This window comes from Streptomyces sp. NRRL F-6492, assembly GCF_001280125.1.
Lineage (GTDB): Bacteria > Actinomycetota > Actinomycetes > Streptomycetales > Streptomycetaceae > Streptomyces.
Genome location: NZ_LGEG01000035.1, coordinates 63,065 through 84,255 on the forward strand (window position 1 = coordinate 63,065; position 21,191 = coordinate 84,255).

At 73.7% G+C, this 21,191-nt stretch carries 17 protein-coding genes; 13 read left to right on the forward strand and 4 right to left on the reverse strand.

The annotated features are described in order from the left end of the window. Positions 1-26: 26 nt before the first annotated feature. Both ADL08_RS05555 and ADL08_RS05560 read right to left on the reverse strand, forming a co-directional pair. A complete protein-coding gene (locus ADL08_RS05555; protein WP_053640914.1) occupies positions 27-686 on the reverse strand; it encodes a TetR/AcrR family transcriptional regulator in 660 nt (219 codons plus the stop codon). Positions 687-919: 233 nt separating this feature from the next. Beyond that, on the reverse strand, positions 920-1,135 hold the full coding sequence (locus ADL08_RS05560; RefSeq protein ID WP_053640915.1) for a hypothetical protein: 216 nt from the start codon (positions 1,133-1,135) through the stop codon (positions 920-922). A gap of 142 nt (positions 1,136-1,277) precedes the next feature. Here ADL08_RS05560 and ADL08_RS05565 point away from each other — a divergent pair, with 142 nt between their 5' ends. The 13 genes from ADL08_RS05565 to ADL08_RS05620 all read left to right on the forward strand — a co-directional run bounded on the left by ADL08_RS05565 (position 1,278) and on the right by ADL08_RS05620 (position 16,521). Further along, complete coding sequence (locus ADL08_RS05565) at positions 1,278-2,243, forward strand: alpha/beta fold hydrolase (RefSeq protein ID WP_053640916.1); 966 nt, start codon at positions 1,278-1,280, stop codon at positions 2,241-2,243. Between the two features lie 8 nt (positions 2,244-2,251). After that, positions 2,252-3,712, forward strand: coding sequence for a DUF3152 domain-containing protein (locus tag ADL08_RS05570; RefSeq protein ID WP_053640917.1), 1,461 nt, complete (start codon positions 2,252-2,254; stop codon positions 3,710-3,712). Positions 3,713-3,824: 112 nt separating this feature from the next. Next, complete coding sequence (locus ADL08_RS38940; RefSeq protein ID WP_324610424.1) at positions 3,825-3,920, forward strand: Ms4533A family Cys-rich leader peptide; 96 nt, start codon at positions 3,825-3,827, stop codon at positions 3,918-3,920. 200 nt (positions 3,921-4,120) lie between these two features. Beyond that, entirely contained in the window at positions 4,121-5,851 is a 1,731-nt protein-coding gene (locus tag ADL08_RS05575; RefSeq protein WP_078968014.1) for an ABC transporter substrate-binding protein, read from the forward strand. Continuing rightward, positions 5,848-6,825, forward strand: a complete 978-nt coding sequence (locus ADL08_RS05580) for an ABC transporter permease (protein ID WP_199836953.1) — start codon at positions 5,848-5,850, stop codon at positions 6,823-6,825. Before ADL08_RS05575 ends, ADL08_RS05580 begins: the two co-directional genes overlap by 4 nt. Further along, the gene (locus ADL08_RS05585) at positions 6,822-7,811 is read left to right on the forward strand and encodes an ABC transporter permease (RefSeq protein WP_053640918.1); all 990 of its coding nucleotides are present in this window, start codon (positions 6,822-6,824) and stop codon (positions 7,809-7,811) included. Before ADL08_RS05580 ends, ADL08_RS05585 begins: the two co-directional genes overlap by 4 nt. Next, on the forward strand, positions 7,808-9,487 hold the full coding sequence (locus ADL08_RS05590; protein WP_053640919.1) for a dipeptide ABC transporter ATP-binding protein: 1,680 nt from the start codon (positions 7,808-7,810) through the stop codon (positions 9,485-9,487). The genes ADL08_RS05585 and ADL08_RS05590 overlap by 4 nt, the downstream gene beginning before the upstream one ends. Before the next feature lie 190 nt (positions 9,488-9,677). After that, complete coding sequence (locus ADL08_RS05595) at positions 9,678-11,303, forward strand: glycosyltransferase (RefSeq protein WP_053640920.1); 1,626 nt, start codon at positions 9,678-9,680, stop codon at positions 11,301-11,303. Then, positions 11,296-12,861, forward strand: coding sequence for a hypothetical protein (locus tag ADL08_RS37915; RefSeq protein WP_234352004.1), 1,566 nt, complete (start codon positions 11,296-11,298; stop codon positions 12,859-12,861). Before ADL08_RS05595 ends, ADL08_RS37915 begins: the two co-directional genes overlap by 8 nt. Positions 12,862-12,991: 130 nt before the next feature. After that, complete coding sequence (locus tag ADL08_RS05605) at positions 12,992-13,963, forward strand: NAD-dependent epimerase/dehydratase family protein (protein ID WP_053640921.1); 972 nt, start codon at positions 12,992-12,994, stop codon at positions 13,961-13,963. Then, complete coding sequence (locus ADL08_RS05610) at positions 13,951-14,706, forward strand: spherulation-specific family 4 protein (RefSeq protein ID WP_053640922.1); 756 nt, start codon at positions 13,951-13,953, stop codon at positions 14,704-14,706. Before ADL08_RS05605 ends, ADL08_RS05610 begins: the two co-directional genes overlap by 13 nt. A 63-nt stretch (positions 14,707-14,769) precedes the next feature. Continuing rightward, positions 14,770-15,948 carry an adenylyltransferase/sulfurtransferase MoeZ gene (gene moeZ / locus ADL08_RS05615; protein ID WP_053640923.1) on the forward strand — a complete coding sequence of 393 codons (1,179 nt, stop codon included), beginning with the start codon at positions 14,770-14,772 and terminating at the stop codon, positions 15,946-15,948. A gap of 207 nt (positions 15,949-16,155) precedes the next feature. Then, entirely contained in the window at positions 16,156-16,521 is a 366-nt protein-coding gene (locus tag ADL08_RS05620) for a PRC-barrel domain-containing protein (protein WP_234352005.1), read from the forward strand. Positions 16,522-16,686: 165 nt separating this feature from the next. On the opposite strand, the gene ADL08_RS05625 is transcribed toward ADL08_RS05620, so the two are convergent. Further along, complete coding sequence (locus ADL08_RS05625) at positions 16,687-18,261, reverse strand: alpha/beta hydrolase (protein WP_053640925.1); 1,575 nt, start codon at positions 18,259-18,261, stop codon at positions 16,687-16,689. 88 nt (positions 18,262-18,349) lie between these two features. Next, the gene (locus tag ADL08_RS05630; RefSeq protein WP_053640926.1) at positions 18,350-21,040 is read right to left on the reverse strand and encodes a lysylphosphatidylglycerol synthase transmembrane domain-containing protein; all 2,691 of its coding nucleotides are present in this window, start codon (positions 21,038-21,040) and stop codon (positions 18,350-18,352) included. Between the last annotated feature and the right edge of the window lie 151 nt (positions 21,041-21,191).

Sequence of the window (21,191 nt, forward strand, 5' to 3'; positions counted from 1 at the left end):
CCGGGTGTGGACGGTGGCGCGCGGGGTCAGTGGCCCTCGGCGCTCAGCTGGCCGTCGACCGGGTGGAGCGGGAAGCCCGCGATGCCGCGCCAGGCGAGCGAGGTGAGCAGCCCCACCGCCTTGTCGCGCGGGATGGGGGACTCGCTCGACAGCCAGTAGCGGGCGACGACCTGCGAGACCCCGCCGAGGCCCACGGCGAGGAGCATCGACTCGTCCTTGGACAGGCCGGTGTCCTCGGCGATCACCTGCGAGATCGCCTCGGCGCACTGGAGGCTGACCCGGTCCACGCGCTCGCGCACGGCCGGCTCGTTCGTCAGGTCGGACTCGAAGACCAGCCGGAACGCGCCGCCCTCGTCCTCGACGTAGGCGAAGTACGCGTCCATGGTCGCCGCGACCCGGAGCTTGTTGTCCGTGGTGGAGGCGAGGGCGGTGCGCACCGCCAGGAGGAGGGCCTCGCAGTGCTGGTCGAGGAGGGCCAGGTAGAGCTCCAGCTTCCCCGGGAAGTGCTGGTAGAGCACCGGCTTGCTGACGCCCGCCCGTTCGGCGATGTCGTCCATGGCGGCGGAGTGGTACCCCTGGGCGACGAAGACCTCCTGGGCCGCGCCGAGCAGCTGGTTCCGTCGGGCACGTCGCGGCAGGCGCGTGCCCCGAGGGCGTGCTGCCTCTGTCTGCTCGATGGCGCTCACGCGGCCTCCCAAGAATCGATCCATGCGCGCTGTAGCGACGCGCCGCCATCGTACTTTTGGGTAACCCGGCTGTGCGCGGTGCGGACGCAGAATTTCACGGACCGGACACCGGGGTCGACAGGCGATTCAAGATTGAACCGAACGAATCGGTGACGGCGACCGGTCCGACGGCGGTCGCCCGGCGTTCCTCCGCGCGTTCCCCCACGGACGCCCCGCGGCGTTCGTGCCGGTGTTCAGCGGTAGTCGTCCTCGTCCAGGGGGACGACCCGGGCCTGCTCGGACGCGTCGGCCTCGTTCGCCGATTCGCGCTCGACGTGGGTCAGCGGCTCGTCCTCGCGCGGCCGGAGCTCGGCGTGCTGCTCCGCGGCGTCGGCCTCCGGCGTCTCCTCGTCCAGCTCGACGACCTCCTCCTCGGCGAACGTGTCCGGCTCGGTCGGATCGACAGTCATGCGGCTCCCTCCGGTTACGGGGACGAGAGGCCCCTCCCCGACGGCTTCCCTTCGAGCCTAGGAGTACACGCGCCCCGCCGCACACGGACTTGTGACCGCACCCACACACGGGGGCGCGTGATCGTCTCGTAATATTGCGGCCATGCCCTCGACCGAGCTGCCGGAAACCCGGACCGCCGCCGCACCACCCGCGTCGCGGACCCGCGCCGTACGGGTCGCCGACGGCGAGGAGCTCCGCTCCGTCGCCCTGCCCGGCCTCAGCCTGACCGTGCGCTCCCGGCCGGGCACCCGGCCCGGACTGCCGCCCGCCCTGTACGTCCACGGCCTCGGCGGCTCCTCGCAGAACTGGTCCGCCCTGATGCCGCTGCTCGCGGACGTCGTCGACGGCGAGGCCGTCGACCTGCCCGGCTTCGGCGTCTCCCCGCCGCCCGAGGACGGCGACTACTCCGTCACCGGGCACGCCCGCGCCGTCATCCGGCTCCTCGACTCCGAGGGGCGCGGACCGGTCCACCTCTTCGGCAACTCGCTGGGCGGCGCCGTCGCCACCCGCGTCGCCGCCGTCCGGCCCGACCTGGTCCGCACCCTCACCCTGGTCTCGCCGGCGCTGCCCGAGCTGCGCGCCCAGCGCACCGCCTGGCCCACCGCGCTGCTCGCGCTGCCCGGCGTCTCCTCCTTCTTCGCGCGGCTCACCAGGGACTGGACGGCCGAGCAGCGGGTCCGCGGGGTCATGGCGCTCTGTTACGGCGACCCCGGCCGGGTGACCGACGAGGGCTTCCTGCACGCGGTCGAGGAGATGGAGCGGCGCCTGGAGCTGCCGTACTTCTGGCGCGCGATGGCCCGCTCCTCGCGCGGCATCGTCGACGCGTACACCCTCGGCGGGCAGCACGGGCTGTGGCGGCAGGCCGAGCGGGTCCTCGCCCCGACGCTGCTCGTCTACGGGGCGCGCGACCGGCTCGTCTCGTTCCGGATGGCCCGGAGGGCGGCCGCCGCCTTCCGCGGTTCGCGCCTGCTCACCCTGCCCGACGCGGGGCACGTGGCGATGATGGAGTACCCCGAGACGGTCGCCCAGGCCGCCCGGGAACTGATCGCCGATCACGGCGGGAGCTGATCCGGGGCGTGGGACGACACAGTCGCAAGGGCGCCGCGCCCTCGCCGGCCGACACCGGCCGGCCGCCGGCCGCCGGGCAGCAGCGGACCGCCGGACAGCAGCGGACCGCGCCGGAACCGGGCGCGGCCGGACCGGCCCCCGGCACCGGCCGCCGCCGCAGGGACGCGGCCACGGCCGAAGACGACGGGGACCCGACGGGCACACCGGCCCGCGGGACACCGGCGTACGGGAAGCAGCCGCACGGGAAGCCGCCGTACGGCGCTCCCGCGCAGGGAGACCCGGCGTACGGGACGCCCGCCCACGGGACCCCGATGTACGGGACGCCCGCGCACGGGACCCCGATGTACGGGACCCCGGCGCACGGGACCCCGATGTACGGGACGCCCGCCCACGGCACCCCGATGTACGGCGGTCCGGCGCACGGCACTCCCGGCACGCCCGCCCACGGCGTCCCCGTCCACCCGGCGGCCACCGCGCGGGGCGGGCACCCGCAGCACGACGAGGGCGGCGCGCGCCCCGCGCCGTACGGCGGCCGACGCGGCCGGACGCTGCCCGTCGAGCCCGAACAGGCCGACGAGCAGGGGCCGTTCGTCCCCGGCCCCCGCCACGAGGACGAGGACGAGCCCACCGCCGAGACGTCGGCCGGCCGGGGCGGGCTCGGCCGCACCCTCGCCGGGGTCGCGGCCGCCGCCGTCGCCACGGTCCTCGCCGTCGTCGTCGCCGGACAGGTCACCGAGGAGAAGGCCGACCCGCCCGTCACCCGCGCCGCCGGGGAGCGGGCCGAGCGGGCCGTGGACGACTCCTCCGCGTCCCGCTCCGACGACCGGATCACCCCGACGCGCCCCGTGCCCCGCAAGCCCGCGGCCCTCACGTACGAGCAGCTGATGACCCATCGGTTCCCCGTCGATCCCGCGCTGAAGGGGTCCGGCGCCTTCGAGGCCGTCCCGGGCTTCCAGAAGGCGCCCGGGAAGGGGCGGCTCATCCGCTACCGGGTCGACGTCGAGAAGGGTGTCGGGCTCGATCCGAAGCTCTTCGCCGAAGCCGTGCAGAAGACCCTCAACGACCCGCGCAGCTGGGCCGGCGACGGCGCGATGACGTTCGAGCGGATCTCCAGCGGGGAGCCGGAGTTCGTCATCACGCTCGCCAGTCCCGGCACCACCGGCGACTGGTGCCGGAAGTCCGGGCTCGACACGACGATCGACAACGTCTCCTGCGACTCCGCCTCCACCGAACGCGTGATGATCAACGCGTTCCGCTGGGCCCAGGGCTCCAGCACCTTCGGCCCCAAGGCCATGTACGCCTACCGCCAGATGCTCATCAACCACGAGGTGGGTCACCGGCTCGGGCACAACCACGTGTCCTGCCGCACTCCCGGCGCGCTCGCCCCCGTGATGCAGCAGCAGACGAAGTCCCTGAACATCGACGGCATCCGCTGCCGTCCCAACCCCTGGGTGCACCCCGGAAGTTGAGGCGGCATCCGGTCGGCGACCGCCTCGTGGCCGATCGTATGCCGAGACGCTTGTCTCAAAAGTAATGCGCATCGCGTTGACATCGCTCGCGTGTTCGTCCATATTTCTCGGCATGTCGACCCGTCACGCCGTTTCCGAGTGCGCCGCCATCGAGCTGGCGCTCATCGGCGTGTCCGGACATGCCGTGTCCGACGTTCTCTGTCGCTGACCACCGCCCGAGCGCACGTCGGCCCCTCCGCGTCTCCCCGCAACGGCCGATGCCTTTCCGCGCCCGGGTTCCCGTCCCCGTGGGCGCGGCTCCCCCGTGTGTCAGGAATGCTCGGCAATTCCCTGGAAACACCGTCTCTCGCCGCTGCCCGCGAGGAATTCCCCTTCCTTCCGCCGCAGTTCTCCGAGAGGTCTTCTCCGATGCGTCAACCGTCCGTCATTTCCCGCCGCGTGGCAGCGGCCGCCGTCAGTGTCGTCCTGGCCTCGGGCGCCGCCGCCTGCGCGGGACCCGAGGACGCCGGCGCCAAGAGCGGCACCCCCGGCAAGGGCTCGGCCGCCCCGCAGAAGGGCGGCACGCTCACCGTCCTCAACGCCGAGGCCCAGACCGACTTCGACCCCGCCCGCCTCTACACCTCCGGCGGCGGCAACGTCCCCTCCCTCGTCTTCCGCACGCTCACCACCCGCAACCGCGAGGCGGGCGCCGCCGGCACCCAGGTCGTCCCCGACCTCGCCACCGACATCGGCCGTCCCAACAAGGACGCCACCGAGTGGACGTACACCCTCAAGGACGGGCTGAAGTTCGAGGACGGCACGCCCATCACCAGCGCCGACGTCAAGTACGGCATCGAGCGCTCCTTCGCCGCCGAACTCTCCGGCGGCGCCCCCTACCTGCGCGACTGGCTGATCGGCGGCGACACCTACCAGGGCCCCTACAAGGACCCCAAGGGCCTCGCGTCCATCGTCACCCCCGACCCGAAGACCATCGTCTTCAAGCTGAAGAAGCCCGAGGGCGAGTTCCCCTTCGTCGCCACCCAGACGCAGTTCGCCCCCGTCCCCAAGGCCAAGGACAAGGGCGCCAAGTACGAGGAGCACCCCGTCTCCTCCGGCCCGTACAAGGTCGTGAGCAACGAGAACGACGGCGAGCGCCTCGTCCTGGAGCGCAACGAGCACTGGGACCCCAAGACCGACGAGGAGCGCAAGGCCTACCCCGACAAGATCGACGTCAGGTCCGGGCTCGACGAGGCCGTCATCAACCAGCGCCTCGCCACCTCCTCCGGCGCCGACGCCGCCGCCGTCACCACCGACACCAACCTGGGCCCCGCCGAACTCGCCCAGATCGGCTCGGACAAGGCGCTCGCCGACCGCGTCGGCACCGGCCACTTCGGCTTCACCAACTACATCGCCTTCAACCCGAAGGTGAAGCCCTTCGACAACCCCAAGGTCCGCCAGGCCATCTCGTACGCGGTCAACCGCACCAGCGTCGTCAACGCCGCCGGCGGCTCCTCGCTCGCCGAGCCCGCCACCACCTTCCTGCCCGAGCAGAAGGCCTTCGGCTTCACGCCGTACGACCACTTCCCGGCCGGCAAGACGGGCGACCCGGAGAAGGCCAAGCAGCTCCTGAAGGAGGCCGGCTTCCCCGGCGGGCTGACCGTCACCCTGCTGCACTCCACCGCCCAGAACCGGGCCACCAGCCCCGAGATCGCCACCGCCGTCCAGGAGGCCCTCGGCAAGGCCGGCATCACCGTCAAGCTCGACGGCCAGGAGCCCAACTCCTTCAACGAGAAGCGCTGGAGCGTCAAGGACGCGCCCGGCTTCTTCCTCTCCCGCTGGGGCGCCGACTGGCCGGCCGGCGGCCCGTTCCTCGCGCCGATCTTCGACGGACGCCAGATCGTCACCAACGGCTCCAACTACAACCACGCGCAGCTGAACGACCCGGCGGTCAACAAGGAGATCGACGAGATCAACAAGCTGACCGACCTCAAGGCCGCCGCCGCGCGCTGGGGCGCCCTCGACAAGAAGATCGGCGAGCAGGCGCTCGACGTGCCGCTCTTCCACCCGGTCTACAAGCGGCTCGTCGGCAAGAACGTCAAGAACGTCGTCATCAGCGACTGGACCGGCGTCCTCGACGTCTCGCAGGTCGCGGTCAAGTGACCGTTCCGACCGACGCACCGGCGCCCGTGGCGGGGATCCCCGCCACGGGCGCCGCCCGGCAGGTGTGGCGACGGCTGCGCACCAGTCCGGCCGCCCTCGTCTCCTCCGCCGTCCTGCTCCTGCTCGTCCTCCTCGCCCTCGCCGCGCCCCTGCTCGCCGCGCTGGAGGGCCAGGACGCGTACGCGTACCACGACGACCTCGTCGACTCGGCGCGCGGCGGCGTCCCGTACGGCTCCTTCGGCGGCGCGAGCGCCGACCACTGGCTCGGCGTCGAACCGGGCACCGGCCGCGACCTGTTCGTCCGGCTCCTGTACGGCGCCCGGGTCTCGCTGCTCGTCGGCATCGGCGCCACCGCCGTCCAGATCCTCATCGGCGTCCTCGTCGGCCTCGCCGCCGGACTCGGCAACCGCTGGGTCGACACCGTCCTCGGCCGCGCCACCGACGTCCTCGTCGCCCTCCCGATGCTGGTCCTCGCCATCTCGCTGACCGCCGTCGTCCCCCGCGACTTCCCCCGGCCGCTGCTCCTGATCCTCGTCGTCGGACTGCTCGGCTGGGCCGGCACCTCCCGGATCGTGCGCGCCCAGACGCTCACCCTCAAGAGCCTCGACTTCGTCGCCGCCTCCCGCCTCGCCGGCTCCGGGCGGTGGCGGACCGCCCGCCGGGAACTGCTGCCCGCCCTCGCCGCCCCCGTCATCACCTACGCGGCGATCCTCGTCCCCGCCAACATCGTCGTCGAGGCGTCCCTCTCCTTCCTCGGCGTCGGCGTCACCCCGCCCACCCCGTCCTGGGGGCAGATGCTGTCGACCGCGCAGACCTGGTTCCGCGCCGACCCGGCGTACGTCCTGCTGCCCGCCGGACTGCTCTTCGCCACCGTGCTCGCCTTCACCGTCCTCGGTGACGCGGTCCGCACGGCCCTCGACCCGCGCGAGGCGAGCCGGCTGCGCGTGGGCACCCGTAAGGAGTCCTCCCGATGACCCGCTTCGTCCTCAAGCGGCTCGCGGGTGCCGCGCTCGTCCTCCTGGCGCTCTCGGTCCTCGTGTACGCGCTGTTCTACCTGGCCCCCGGCGACCCCGCCCGGCTGGCCTGCGGCGAGCGCTGCAACCCCCAGCAGATCGCCCAGGTCCGCGAGCAACTCGGCCTGAACCAGAGCGTGTTCGCGCAGTACCTGCACTTCCTCCAGGGCGTGTTCACCGGCCGCGACTACTCCACCGGCACCTCCGTCGTGCACTGCGACGCGCCCTGCCTCGGCCTGTCGTACCAGAGCGATCAGCAGGTCACCCGGCTCGTCCTGGAGCGCCTGCCCGCCACCGCCTCCCTCGCCCTCGGCGCCATGGTCGTCTGGCTCCTCGTCGGCGTCGGCACCGGACTGCTCTCGGCGCTGCGCCGGGGCGGGATCACCGAGCGCACCCTGACCGTGCTCACCCTCGCCGGCACCGGCACGCCCGTCTTCATCCTGGGCCTGCTCCTCCTCATGGCCGTCTGCGCCTACCTCCAGTGGCTGCCCTTCCCGAGCTACGTGCCGCTGGGCGAGGACCCCGAGCAGTGGGCCTGGAACATGCTGCTGCCCTGGATCACCCTCGGCTTCTTCGAATCCGCCAAGTACGCCCGGCTCACCCGCAGTTCCACCCTGGAGACGCTCGCCGAGGACCACATCCGCACCTTCCGCGCCTACGGGGTGGGGGAGCGGTCCGTCGTCACCCGCCACGCCCTGCGCGGCGCCGTCCCGCCGGTGATCGCGATCAGCGCCGTCGACCTCGGCTCGATGTTCGGCGGGGCCGTGCTCACCGAGTCCCTCTTCGGCATCCCCGGCCTCGGCAAGACCCTCATCGACGGCGTGCGCGAGATCGACCTGCCCGTGGTGGTCGGCGTGGTCATGGTGATGGGCACCGCCGTCGTCCTCGCCAACGTCCTCGCGGACCTGCTGTACGCGGCCGCCGACCGAAGGGTGGTCCTGACGTGACCGCGTCCGAGACCCCGGCCCCCCTGGTCGACGTGCGGGACCTGTCGGTCTCGTTCGACCGCGACGGCGGTTCCGTACGGGCCGTCGACGGGCTCTCCCTCACCCTCGCCGAGGGCCGCGCGCTCGCCCTCGTCGGGGAGTCCGGCAGCGGCAAGTCCACCGTCGCCGGCGCCCTCCTCGGCCTCCACCGGGGGACCGGCGCGAAGGTCACCGGCACCGTGCGCGTCGGCGGGATCGACGTCGCCACCGCCGGCCCCGCCGACCTGCGGCGGCTGCGCGGCGGGATCGCCGCCATGGTCTTCCAGGACCCGCTGTCCTCCCTCGACCCCTACTACGCCGTCGGCGACCAGATCGCCGAGGTGTACCGGATCCACGCCGGGGGCTCGCGGAAGGCCGCCCGCGCCCGGGCCGTCGACGTCCTCGACCGGGTCGGCATCCCCGACGCGGCCCGCCGCTCCCGCTCCCGCCCGCACGAGTTCAGCGGCGGCATGCGGCAGCGCGCCCTCATCGCGATGGCCCTCGCCTGCGAGCCCCGCCTCCTCGTCGCCGACGAGCCGACCACCGCCCTCGACGTCACCGTCCAGGCCCAGATCCTCGACCTGCTGCACGAGCTGCGGCGCGAGACCGGCACCGCGCTGCTCCTCGTCACCCACGACGTGGGCGTGGCCGCCGAGAGCGTCGACGAGGTACTGGTCATGCGCGACGGGCGCGAGGTCGAACGCGGCTCCGTCGCCGGCGTCCTGGGCGCGCCCTCGGAGCCGTACACCCGGAAGCTCCTCTCCGCCGTGCCCCGGCTCGACGGGCCGGTCAGAGGCGCCTCGGAAGAGGGCGAGGTGCTGCTCGAAGCGGTCGGCCTGCGGCGGGAGTTCGGACGCGGCAAGCGGGCCGTGACCGCCGTCGACGACGTGTCCCTCACCGTCCGCGCCGGCGAGACCCTCGGCGTCGTCGGGGAGTCCGGCAGCGGCAAGACCACCCTCGGCCGCATGCTGGTGCGGCTCCTCGACCCGACCGGCGGCCGGCTCCGCTACGGGGGCGCGGAGATCGGCGCCCTGCCGGATCGGGACCTGCGCCCGTACCGCCGCGAGCTCCAGATGGTCTTCCAGGACCCCGTCGCCTCCCTCAACCCGCGCCGCTCCGTGGGCGAGTCGATCGCCGACCCGCTCCGGGTGGCGGGGGAGCGCGACGAGAGGCGGATCCGGGACCGGGTGCGGGAGCTGCTCGACCGGGTGGGGCTCGACCCCGACCGCTACGAGGCCTATCCGCACGAGTTCAGCGGCGGCCAGCGCCAGCGCGTCGGCATCGCCCGCGCGCTCGCCGCCGAACCCCGGATCGTCGTCTGCGACGAACCCGTCTCCGCGCTCGACGTCACCACCCAGGCCCAGGTGACCGCGCTGCTCGCCGAACTCCAGGCCGAACTCGGCCTCGGGCTCGTCTTCATCGCCCACGACCTCGCCGTCGTCCGCCGGGTCAGCGACCGGGTCGCCGTCATGCGCGGCGGCCGGATCGTCGAACAGGGCACGGTCGAGGAGGTGTACGGGACGCCCCGGGACCCCTACACCCGGCAGCTGCTCGCCGCCGTCCCCTCGCTGGACCCGGTCCTCGCGGCGGCGCGCCGGGAGCGGCGCAGGGAACAGCGCCGGGAGCAGGAGGGCCACCAAGAGCTGGCCGTCGCCTGACCCTCCGTCACCGTCCCGCCGCTTACCGCGACAGAACGCGACCGCGGTGGGAAAGTTACGAGCATTCACCCCTTCCGGTGGTGCGACGGACAACCGTCCGTCGCACCACCGACTTCTTTGTTTACGTTCTTCCCGCTGCGAGTCACCGGACCAACGGTGGCCGCCGTCAAGGGAGATCGGGGGTGCACTCGTGCGGATCGCATTGCTCACGGAGGGTGGCTACCCGTACGCCACCGGTGAGTCCGGGGTCTGGTGCGAGCGGCTCGTGCGCGGACTCGGGCAGCACCGGTTCGACCTGTACGCCGTCGGCCGCCCCTCCTCCACCGGCGCCTCCCCGCCGCTGCCCCCCCACGCCCGCCTCGTCCGCGCGGCCGACCCCGGGAGCGGGTCCGGGAACCTCCTCGAACGCGCCGCCCGCCGCGCCTACGGCCGCCGCGACCGCCGCCGCTTCACCGAGGCGTACGAGCTGCTCGCCGCGGGCCTCTGCGCGGAGGAGGACGCCGGTGCGGACCCCTTCGCCGAAGGGCTCTACGCGCTCGCCGGACTCGCCCGCGAGCGCGGCGGACTGCCCGGCGCGCTCCGCTCCGACGACGCCGTCCGCGCCCTCGAAGCCGCCTGCCGCGCGCCCGGCGCACGCCGGGGCGCGGCCGCCGCCGGACTCCCCGACCACCTCGCCTTCGCCGAGCACCTGGAGGAGGTCCTGCGCCCCCTCTCCCTCGACTGGTACGAGGAGGACGCCCTCGGCGCCGCCGACCTCTGCCACGCCGCCGCCGGAGGCACCACCGCCCTCCCCGGCCTCCTGGCCACCCGCTTCCTCGGGACCCCGCTGCTCGTCACCGAGTACGGCGTCCCGCTCCGCGCCCACTACCTCTCGGCCGACCGCGCCGACCGCTCCGCGCCCCTGCGCACCCTGCTCGCGGCCCTCCACGGGCGGCTCGCCGCCGAGGTCTACCGGCGGGCCGCCCTGCTCACCCCCGGCAACGCCCACACCCGCCGCTGGCAGGAGAGGTGCGGCGCCGACCGGGCCCGCATCCGCACCGTCCACCCCGGCATGGCCGCCGACCGCTTCGACGGGGTCGGCGAGGACGAGGAGAGCGGCGACCCCACCACCCTGCTCTGGGTCGGCCGCGCCGAACCCGCCAAGGACCTGATCGCCCTGCTGCACGCCTTCGCCGAGATCCGCGCCCGGCAGCCCGACGCCCGGCTGCGGATCGTCGCCGTCCCCGCGCGGGACCCCGGCGACGACGCGTACCTCGCCCACTGCAGGGGCTTCGCCGCGCAGCTCTTCCCCGACGAGGCCGCCGGGGCGCACGCCGTCGGCGAGAACCCCGTCTCCTTCGAGGAACTCGGCGGCCCGGAGGCGCCCACCCTGGAGGAGACGTACGCCTCCGGCGCGGTCGTCGTCCTCTCCAGCGTGGTCGAGGGCTTCCCGGCCGGCCTCGTCGAGGCGATGTTCTGCGCGCGGGCCACCGTCTCGACCGACGTCGGCGCGGTCGTCGAGATCATCGGCGGCACCGGACTCGTCGTGCCCCCGCGCAACCCCCGGGCGCTCGCCGACGCGTGCCTCGCGCTGCTGCGCGACCCGGGGCGGCGGCACCGGCTCGGCGCCGCGGCCCGCGCCCGCGCGCTCGAACTCTTCACCGTCGAGCAGAACCTGGCCGCGTTCCGCGGCATCTACCTCGAACTCCTCTCCCGCGCGCCGGTGCGCCACCGCCCCGGGGACGGAGCCCTCTTCGCCCACCCCGCCGAGGCGCACGTGCCGGGCAGCTGGAACCCCGGAGCCGTGACCGCGGGCACAGGAGCCCCCGATGCCTGAAGGAGACGACCCCATGCGCGGCGCCGCCGCCCCGCCGGGACCCGGAGCCCGGGAGGCCCGCTCCGAGGTCCTCCTCGGCGCCCCCGCCCTCACGGCCGGCACCGTCGAGGACTCCCCGTCCGGGATAGCCCAGGCCCCGGGGACGACCACGGCGACGCCCCTGCGGCCCCACCCGACCGCCTCCACGCCGCAGGAGGAACGGTCCGTCGAACCGACGGAGCCTCCGGCGGCACACGAGCGCGCGGACGAGCACGAGTACGAAGACGAGCGCGAGTACGAGCACGAGGACACGGCCGGGGACGAGGACACGGCCGGAGACGAGGACACGGCCGGAGACGAGGACACGGCCGGAGACGAGGACACGGCCGGGTGCGAGCCGCCGGCGGACCGGGACGCACCGGGGACCGCGGGCGCGACGCTCCCGTCCGCCCCGGTCCGGTCCGCCCCGGCTCCGTCCGCCCCGGCTCCGGCCGCTCCGGTCCCGGCCGTCGCGGCCACCTCCACCCACGCCCCCCGTCCCCGTCACGGCACCGCCGACCCCGTCAAAGTGCTCGTGCACCGGCACCGGGAGCTGTGCGAGCGGGCCGTCGACGCCCTCGAAGTCGCCGCGGGCCTCGAAGCCCAGGGGTTCACCGACCGGACCGCCGCGCGGTACCGGCACCGGGACGTCTTCTCGCTCGCCGAGGAGCTGTACGCGCGCGTGCCGCGCGGCCGGGAGCGGACCGGGGCCGTCGCCGCCGTGGTCCGGCCCGCGCCCGTCGCCCCCTGGGCGCTCGCCGTGCTCGCGCCCGGCGCCGTGGCCGCGCTCGCCGGGCTCGGGCTCGCCCTCACCCACGGGCCCGTGCGCACCGCCGTCGGCGCCGCCGGGGCCCTCGGACTCGGCGCGGCGCTGTTCCTCGCCGTCCGGCGCGGCCCCTTCCGCGCGCCCGGCGGCCGGACCGTGCCCGCCGCCCGCCTCTGGACCCTCTGGCTCCTGGCGTACGCGGCCGGCGGCGACGGACTCCTCGCACAGGTGCTCACCGGCGGCCCCGACGGCCCCTGGGAGCCGGCCCCCGGCCCCCTCCTGGGCCTCGCCCTCGCCGTCGCCCCCGCCGCCTGGTGCGCCCACCTCTTCGCCCGCCTGGCCCGCCGCCGGATCGCCGACAGCCGGGGCCTCGCCGACTTCGCCGCCGCCGTCCGGCCGCTGCTCCTCGGCACCGTGACCCTCCAACTCCTCGCCCTCGCCGCCCTCCTCGTCCCCACCGGGGCCGGCCCGGGGGCCCTCGCCCTCGGCGCGCTCCTGCTGCTCGCCCGGCTCCTGACCGCGCACGGCCACCCCGAGACGGCCTCGGCCGCCCTCGCCGCGGCCTGCGCCGCCGAGGCGCTCGCCCTCGCGAGCGTCCTCTCCTCCCGCCTCCCCCTCCCCGGCTTCGACGCGCTCGCCGTCCCGGTGCGCGCCGTCGTCGACACCTGGGGTCCCGGGGCCGTCCCCGCCCTCGTCTGCGGCGCCGCCGCGCTCGGCCTCCTGGCCCACGCGACCGGCTCCCTCACCCGGGCCTCGGCCCACGCCACCCCGTGAACCCCCCGCGCACCCGCGGAGCCGACGCCGCGGGCGTGCTCCGTCACCCCTCTCATCACCCCGCAAGGAGAACGAACACCATGACCCCTCCACCCCAAGGAACGGCCGGTCGGCACGAAGGGGCCGCGCGATGAGGGTGCTACTGCTCGGAGCCAACGGCTTCATCGGCCGCTTCGTCGCCGACCGGCTGCTCGCCGACCCGGCCGTCCACCTCACCGCCCTCGGCCGGGGCGACGACGCGGACGTACGGTTCGACCTCGCGTCCGGCAGCCCCGGCGCCCTGACCCGCTTCCTCGACGCGGTCCACCCCGGAGTCGTCGTCAACTGCGCGGGCGCCACCCGCGGCGGCGCCCGCGACCTGACCCGGCACAACACCGTCGCCGTCGCCACCGTCTGCGAGGCCCTGCGCCGCAGCGGCTGCGGCGCCCGGCTCGTCCAGGTCGGCTGCGCCTCGGAGTACGGGCCGAGCCAGCCCGGCTCCTCCACCGCCGAGGACGCCGTGCCCCGCCCCGGCGGCCCGTACGGCGTGTCCAAGCTGGCCGCGACCGAACTCGTCCTCGGCTCGGGCCTCGACGCCGTCGTCCTGCGGGTCTTCTCGCCCGTCGGCCCCGGCACCCCCGCCGGCTCCCCGCTCGGCCGCCTCGCCGAGGCGATGCGCCGGGCGATGCAGGCCGGGGACGGCGAGCTCAAGCTCAGCGGCCTCGGCGTGCAGCGGGACTTCGTGGACGTGCGGGACGTGGCGCGGGCCGTCCACGCGGCCTCGCTCTCCGCCGCCCAGGGCGTCGTCAACATCGGCACCGGCCGCGCGGTCCGGCTCCGCGACGCCGCCGCCGTCCTGGCCCGGGTCGCCGGCTACTCCGGCAACCTCAACGAGCTGGACGCCCCGCACGGCGTCCCGCAGCGCCCGATGATCGGCGCCCCCCGCACCGAGGGGACCATCGCCGACCAACTGGCCTCCGCCCCCTACCCGTACCCCGACGGCTGCGGCCCCTGGCAGCAGGCCGACGTGCGCACCGCCCGCGACCGGCTCGGCTGGCGGCCCCGGATCAACCTGGAGGAGTCGCTCGCCGACATCTGGATGGAGGCGGCGTGTCGCATCTGACGACCCCCGCGGCCACCGGGGCGGTCCAGGCACTGGGGGTGGGCGTCCCCGGCTACGCCCACCCGCTGCTCGCCCCCGTCGAATGGGCCGAGCTGACCCGCCCCGGCACCCCCCTGCACTGGGCCGTGCTCAACGTCGCGGACGGGCCGGGCAGCCGCCCCGACCCGCACTGCCTGGAGGCGGCCGGGAAGCTCCGCGACGCCGGGGTCAGGATCCTCGGGCACCTGGACGCCGTCCACGGCTCCCGGCCCTTCGGGGAGCTGGTCTCGGACGCCCACCGCTTCCTCGACTGGTACGGGGTGGACGGCTACTACCTGGACCGCTGCCCCGCCGACCGGGCCGACCTGGCCGGGGTGCGGCGGGTCTGCGCGACCCTGGAGACCGTCCTCGGCGGCGAGGCCCACCTCGTCCTCGGCCACGGCACCCACCCCCACCCGGGGTACGCCGAGACCGCCGACCAGCTGGTGACCTTCTCCGGCGCCTGGACGGACTACCGCTGGTCGCAGGTGGCCGAGTGGACCGCCGAGTACGCGGAGGCGAAGTTCGTCCACCTCGTGCACGGCGTCCCGCGGACCCACCTCGACGAGGCGCTGCGGATCGCCCGCTGGCAGGGGGCGGGGACGATCTTCTTCACCGACCGGCCGGGCCGTCCCGGCCATCCGGGACAAACCGACCCGTTCCACTCGCTGCCCGGCTACTGGGACGAAATCGTCTCGCGGATCGGACCGGGTGTCTCGGAATGAGAAGGGGCGTGGCAGTGTTACGGGGAGAACAACCGTACTGACATACCGACCACCGGAGTCCCCGTGTCGCTGCCACCCCTGGTCGAGCCGGCCGCCGAGCTCACCGTAGACGAGGTCCGCAGGTACTCCCGCCACCTGATCATCCCGGACGTCGGGATGGACGGGCAGAAGCGGCTGAAGAACGCCAAGGTGCTGTGCGTCGGCGCCGGCGGCCTCGGCTCGCCGGCGCTGATGTACCTGGCCGCCGCCGGCGTGGGCACGCTCGGCATCGTGGAGTTCGACGAGGTCGACGAGTCGAACCTCCAGCGTCAGATCATCCACAGCCAGGCCGACATCGGCCGCTCCAAGGCCGCTTCGGCCCGGGACAGCGTGCTGGGCATCAACCCGTACGTGAACGTCGTCCTCCACGAGGAGCGCCTCGAGGCCGACAACGTCATGGAGATCTTCGGCCAGTACGACCTGATCGTCGACGGCACGGACAACTTCGCCACCCGCTACCTGGTGAACGACGCCTGCGTGCTGCTGAACAAGCCGTACGTGTGGGGCTCGATCTACCGCTTCGACGGCCAGGCGTCGGTCTTCTGGTCCGAGCACGGCCCCTGCTACCGCTGCCTCTACCCGGAGCCCCCGCCGCCGGGCATGGTCCCGTCCTGCGCCGAGGGCGGCGTCCTGGGCGTGCTGTGCGCGTCCATCGGCTCCATCCAGGTCACCGAGGCCATCAAGGTCCTCGCCGGCGTGGGCGACCCGCTGGTCGGCCGCCTGATGATCTACGACGCCCTGGAGATGCAGTACCGCCAGGTCAAGGTCCGCAAGGACCCGAACTGCGCGGTCTGCGGCGAGAACCCGACCGTCACCGAGCTCATCGACTACGAGGCCTTCTGCGGCGTCGTGTCCGAGGAGGCCCAGGAGGCGGCGCTCGGCTCCACGATCACTCCCAAGCAGCTCAAGGAGTGGATCGACGACGGCGAGAACATCGACATCATCGACGTCCGCGAGCCGAACGAGTACGAGATCGTCTCGATCCCCGGCGCGCGCCTGGTCCCCAAGAACGAGTTCCTGATGGGCGCCGCCCTCCAGGACCTGCCGCAGGACAAGCGGATCGTCCTGCACTGCAAGACGGGTGTCCGCAGTGCGGAAGTCCTCGCCGTGCTCAAGTCCGCGGGCTTCGCGGACGCCGTGCACGTCGGCGGCGGCGTGATCGGCTGGGTCCACCAGATCGAGCCCGAGAAGCCCGTCTACTAGGGCCCGCCCGAGCGCGGACGAACAGCGGCCGGGGGCCGTTGACCACGAGGAATCGTGGTCAACGGCCCCCGGCCTTCGCGCGCTTCGGGAGCGGTGCGGAAATTCCTGGGTTTGATCCTGGGAATCCGAGACAGACGGAGTGCAGGGCCGGTCGGACAACCGGACCCGATGACCACCGGAAATCGTATTCGCTCCAGGAGGATTCTCGTGACCACCCCCGAAAACAACGTGTGGAACTACGGATCCGCCTCCGGCTACGACGCCGGGACGGACATCACGGGCTACCGCGTCGAGGCGACCGACGGCCACATCGGGAAGGTCGACAAGCACTCCAACGACGTCGACTCGCAGTACATCGTGGTCGACACCGGCGTCTGGATCTTCGGCAAGGAGGTCCTGCTGCCGGCGGGCACCGTGAAGCACGTCGACACGGCCAACGAGACCGTGCACGTCGCCCGCACCAAGGACGAGATCAAGAGCGCCCCCGAGTTCGACAAGGACAAGCACCTCGGTGACCGCGGTTACCACGACCAGGTCGGCGGCTACTACCACGGCCACGGTCCGCGGATCTGACCTCCGGGCCGAGGCCCGCATTTCCCCGGAATGCCTGCCGGCCGGAAACCATCACGGTTTCCGGCCGGCAGGCATTCCGCTTTTTCTTTTCCCTTTTCGCCTTTCGCCTTTCGCGATCTTTTCCGAAGCGTTCGGGGGCCGGCCGGTGGGCTCTCCACGCCCGTCCTACTTGCAGACGGTCCCGGACTTCGGCACCTTCCCGTCCAGCAGGTACGCGTCCACCGCCTTCTTCACGCAGGCGCTGCCGCCGTTGTAGGCGCCGTGCCCCTCGCCCTCGTACGTCAGCTCCACGCCGACGCCCTTGCCGAGCGCGTTCACCATGGCCCGGGCCCCCTCGTACGGCGTGGCCGGGTCGCCGGTGTTGCCGACCACCAGGATCGGCGCCGAGCCGGGCGCGGAGACGTCCGGGTGCTCCCAGGTCCCCGGCACCGGCCACTGCGAGCAGCCCGCGAGCGACCAGCCCATGAAGTCCCCGAAGACGGGCGAGGCCTCGCGGAACCCGCCGAGCCGCTCCTTCGCCTGGCCGAGGGTGTAGCGCTCCTTGAAGTCCACGCAGTTGATGGCGGCGTTGGCGGCCTGGATGTTGCTGTACGAGCCGTTCTGGCTGCGCCCGTTCATGGAGTCGGAGAGCGAGAGCAGCAGCGCCCCGTCGCCGCCGTCGGCCGCGTCGAGCCCCTGCTCCAGATAGGTCCAGAACTCCTTCGAGTACAGGGCCTGCGCGATGCCGTTGGTGGCCTGCGTCTGGGTCAGCCTGCGGTCCCCGATGCCGGTGATCGGCTTCTTGTCGAGGGACGCCAGCAGATCGGTGATGAAGGTCTCGATCTCGCTGACGCTGGAGCCGGGCAGCGTGCACTCGTCGCCCCGGTCCACGCAGTCCTGGGCGAAGTTGTCCAGGGCCAGCTGGAAGCCCTTCGCCTGGCCGAGGGCGCCGTCCTCGACGCCCGCCTCCGGGTCGACGACGGCGTCGAAGACGGCCCGGCCGACGTTCTTCGGGAAGAGGTGGGCGTAGACGCCGCCGAGCTCCGTGCCGTACGAGATGCCGAAGTAGTGCAGCTTCTCGTCGCCGAGGACCTGGCGCATCAGGTCCATGTCCCGGGCGGCGTTCTCGGTGCCGACGTGCGGCAGCGAGGGCCCCGAGTCCTTCTCGCAGCCGGCCGCGTACTTCTTCTGCGCGTCGGACAGCGTCCGCTCCTCGGCCGCGTCGTCGGGCGTGAAGTCCAGGGCGTAGTACGCGTCGAGCTCCTTGTCGCCGAGGCACTCGACGGGGTCGCTGCGACCCACCCCGCGCGGGTCGAAGGAGACCAGGTCGTAGCGGCCGCGCAGGGTCTCGTAGTCCTCGGCGAAGCTGGGCAGGCCGGTGATGCCGGAGCCGCCGGGGCCGCCGAAGTTGAAGACGAGCGAGCCGATCCGGCGGGAGGCGTCCCGGGCGCGGGCCCGGATGAGGGCCAGCTCGATGGTCTCGCCCTCCGGCTTCGACCAGTCGAGCGGGGTCTGGAGGAAGGAGCACTCCCAGGAGCCGCCGCCGGGCAGCGCGGACGGCGCGGGCCCGCCGCCCTCGGCCGCGGACGGCGGCGGACAGGGCGCCCAGGAGAGCTTCTGCGCCGTCAGTGCCGGGCGGCCGCTGGGGCCCGACTCCTTCGGCGGCTCCGCGGCGTCGTCCCCGCCGTCCGAGCACCCGGCGGCGAGCAGCACGGCGGTGGCGGCGAGCAGGGCGGCGCGGTGGGCTGCGGAGGTCGGCATGGATCCATGGTGGGCCGTCACCCCCGCGTTCGCGCGGGAGGGAGGCCAAGCGGGTGGCCCGGACGTGCCGGACCACCCGCGACGGCCCCTACAGCGCCTCGCGCTTCGTCAGCCAGTTGAAGCAGAGCCAGCCCGGCAGGACCGGCAGCCACAGGGTGAGCAGGCGGTAGAGGAGCACCGCCGGGGTCGCGACCTCGATCGGGAGGTGCCCCACCGCCACCAGGCCGCCGATCAGCGCGCTCTCGACCGCGCCGATGCCGCCCGGCGTCGGCGCCGCCGAGCCGAGCGCGTTGCCCGCGAGGAAGACGACGGCCACGCTCGCGTAGCTGATCGACTGGTTGTCGTGGCCGAAGGCCCGGATCGAGGCGTCCAGGCAGAGCACGAACATGCCCGTGAGCAGCAGCATCCCGCTGATGCCGGTCACCAGCTTCACCGGCCGCTGGAGCACGTCCAGCATGCGCGGCACCACGCCCGCGAAGAGCGAGCGCAGCCGGGTCGACACGAACTTGCGCAGGAACGGGATCGCCGTCATCACCAGGACGAGCACCGCGACCGTGAGCAGCCCTGCGATGACCGTCCTCGACGGGGTGAAGGACTGCGACTCCTCCGTCCCCGTCAGATAGCCGAAGGCCAGCAGGAGCAGGATGTGCGCCCCGAGCCCGAAGAGCTGCGAGGCGCCGACGCTGGCCACCGCGAGCCCCGGCCGGACCCCCGCCCGCTGGAGGAAACGGGTGTTCAGGGCGACGCCGCCGACCGCCGCCGGGGCGACGATCTTCACGAACGAGCCGGCGACCTGCGCCACCACCGTCCGCCGGAACCCGACCCGCTCGGGCACGAAGCCCAGCAGGCTCATCGCCGCCGCCACGTAGCTCAGCGCCGAGAACAGCACCGCCGCCGCCACCCACCGCCAGTCCGCCTGGCTGATCGTCGACAGCGGGGTGCTGGCGATCTGCGAGAGCAGGAAGTACGCGGCGACCGCACCCGCGATCAGACTGACCAGGGTCCGCGGCTTGATCCGCTCCAGGCGCACCGGCTCCACCGGGGCCTGCGGGCGGATCAGCAGCACCTGCTGCCGGATCTGGGCGAGCAGGTCCTCCTCGCGTGCCTCGTCGAGCGCCGTGTCCAGGGCCCGCTTCTCGGCCTTCTTGTCCGCCTTCTTCTCGGCCTTCTCGGCCTTCGTGTCCGCCTTCGTCCCGGTCTTGGACCCGATCCGTACGGCCGTGTGGCCCGTGGCGGTGGCGTCGGCTGCCTCGGTCTTGGCGAGCTCCCGCTCGCGCTTGGCCTCCTCGGAGGCCGCGAGGACGGCCTCCCGCTCCCGCGCCGACCGCTCCCGCGCCAGCTTCCGCAGCGTCGCGCGCGTGGAGCGGCTCAGCGCGATCGGCTGGAGCAGCGGCAGGCAGTCCGCGACGGTGTCCGGGCCGAGCACCTCGACGGCCGCGGCGACCGTCCGCCGGGCCCCGATCCGCAGGCCGAGGGTGGTGAGCAGCTGTGCGACGTCCATCCGCAGGACCAGGTCGCCGGCCGCGATCTCGCCGCCCCGCAGATCGGTGAGGACCACCCTGCCGGAACGATCCACCAGAATGGCGTCCCCGGTGAGCCTGCGGTGCGCGATCCGGCGCGACTGGAGCGCCTTCACCTGCCGCCAGGCGCTGCGGACCAGGTCGTCGGTGATCTCGTCGTCGTCCAGCGCGTCCAGGCTGCGGCCGCCGATGTGCTCGTACACGAGCATCACGGCGTCCGGGCCGAGCTCCGAGGTCGCGATCAGCTTCGGCGCGTTCGCCCCGGCGGCGATCGCCGCGTACGCGAGGAGCGCCTCCTGCTCCAGGGCCTGGCGCAGCGAGACGATGGAGCGGCGGGTGGTGATCGTCCGCAGGCTGATCCGCCGCCACGCGCGGTAGAAGAAGCCGTGCGCCTGCTGCTCCCGGTCGACGACGGTGACGTCGAGCGGCGGGCCGTCCTCCAGGGTCACGATGTACCGGCGGCCCCGGTCCCCGCTGTCGGCGGAGTCGGGCACGCCCTCCGCGCGCAGCGCCGTCACCGGCCGGAAGCCGACCCGCCGCAGACCGGCGAGGAGGGTCTGCCCGGTGGGCCGGACGTTCGGGGAGCCGACCGCGTACAGCGTGCCGTACGCCACCGTCCAGCCGATGAGGACGGTCAGGGCGATCGAGAGGGCCGTGGTGTACCCGGCGACCAGCATCGTGAACGCGTCGAGCAGCAGCACCACCCAGAGCGACACCCGCCAGCGGGGTCTGCGGGCCATGCCGACGGCGGTCATGTACGCGATCACCGGGGCGAGGTAGTTGTGCACCGGGTCGGTCAGGCCGCCCCCGGACTGCGGCTGGGTCAGCGCGTCCCGGATCGTGCCGGGCGCGGCCTCGGCGACCCAGAGGTCGGTGGCGAGGGTGACGCCGTGCGCGAGGACGGCGGCGAGGACGCCGTCCGCGATCCGCAGGCCGTCGCGTTTGATCAGGCGCTCGATGGCGAAGGCGACCGGGACGAGGAGGACGGCGATGGAGGAGACGAGACCGGCGATCCTGACGAAGACGTCCGAGGCGCCGCCGGCGCTCTCGTTGATGTCCTTCTCCAGGCCGGAGGTGGTGGCGTGGGCGAACGCGGCGACGGCGAGGACGAGCCCGATCGCGAGCAGCCCGCCGAGCAGCCGCATCAGGTCGGAGGGCCGGTGGACACGGGCCGCGAGCAGCGGTTCGTCGCCGGAGACCCGCTCGGGCACGTCGGCCCTGCCCTCCTCGGGAGGCTGCGTGTCCTGCCCCATCACCATGTCCGTCTCTGCCTGCGCGCCGTGTCGTTCTCGTTCTCGTACGCGTTCTCGTACGTGTCGCTCTTGTCGCTCTTGATCTCGTATCACCAGTCACCGCCCGCACGATGGTGGCACGAAGAGCCGCCGGGCGGAGGCATCAGGGCCATGTCGG

What these genes read in the sequence shown, in the direction of transcription:
- ADL08_RS38940 (WP_324610424.1), top strand. Translation starts at nt 3,825, where the DNA reads ATGTCGACCCGTCACGCCGTTTCCGAGTGCGCCGCCATCGAGCTGGCG.
- ADL08_RS05585 (WP_053640918.1), top strand. Translation starts at nt 6,822, where the DNA reads ATGACCCGCTTCGTCCTCAAGCGGCTCGCGGGTGCCGCGCTCGTCCTC.
- ADL08_RS05560 (WP_053640915.1), bottom strand. Translation starts at nt 1,135, where the DNA reads ATGACTGTCGATCCGACCGAGCCGGACACGTTCGCCGAGGAGGAGGTC.
- ADL08_RS05625 (WP_053640925.1), bottom strand. Translation starts at nt 18,261, where the DNA reads ATGCCGACCTCCGCAGCCCACCGCGCCGCCCTGCTCGCCGCCACCGCC.
- ADL08_RS05605 (WP_053640921.1), top strand. Translation starts at nt 12,992, where the DNA reads ATGAGGGTGCTACTGCTCGGAGCCAACGGCTTCATCGGCCGCTTCGTC.
- ADL08_RS05575 (WP_078968014.1), top strand. Translation starts at nt 4,121, where the DNA reads ATGCGTCAACCGTCCGTCATTTCCCGCCGCGTGGCAGCGGCCGCCGTC.
- ADL08_RS05630 (WP_053640926.1), bottom strand. Translation starts at nt 21,040, where the DNA reads ATGGTGATGGGGCAGGACACGCAGCCTCCCGAGGAGGGCAGGGCCGAC.
- ADL08_RS37915 (WP_234352004.1), top strand. Translation starts at nt 11,296, where the DNA reads ATGCCTGAAGGAGACGACCCCATGCGCGGCGCCGCCGCCCCGCCGGGA.
- ADL08_RS05565 (WP_053640916.1), top strand. Translation starts at nt 1,278, where the DNA reads ATGCCCTCGACCGAGCTGCCGGAAACCCGGACCGCCGCCGCACCACCC.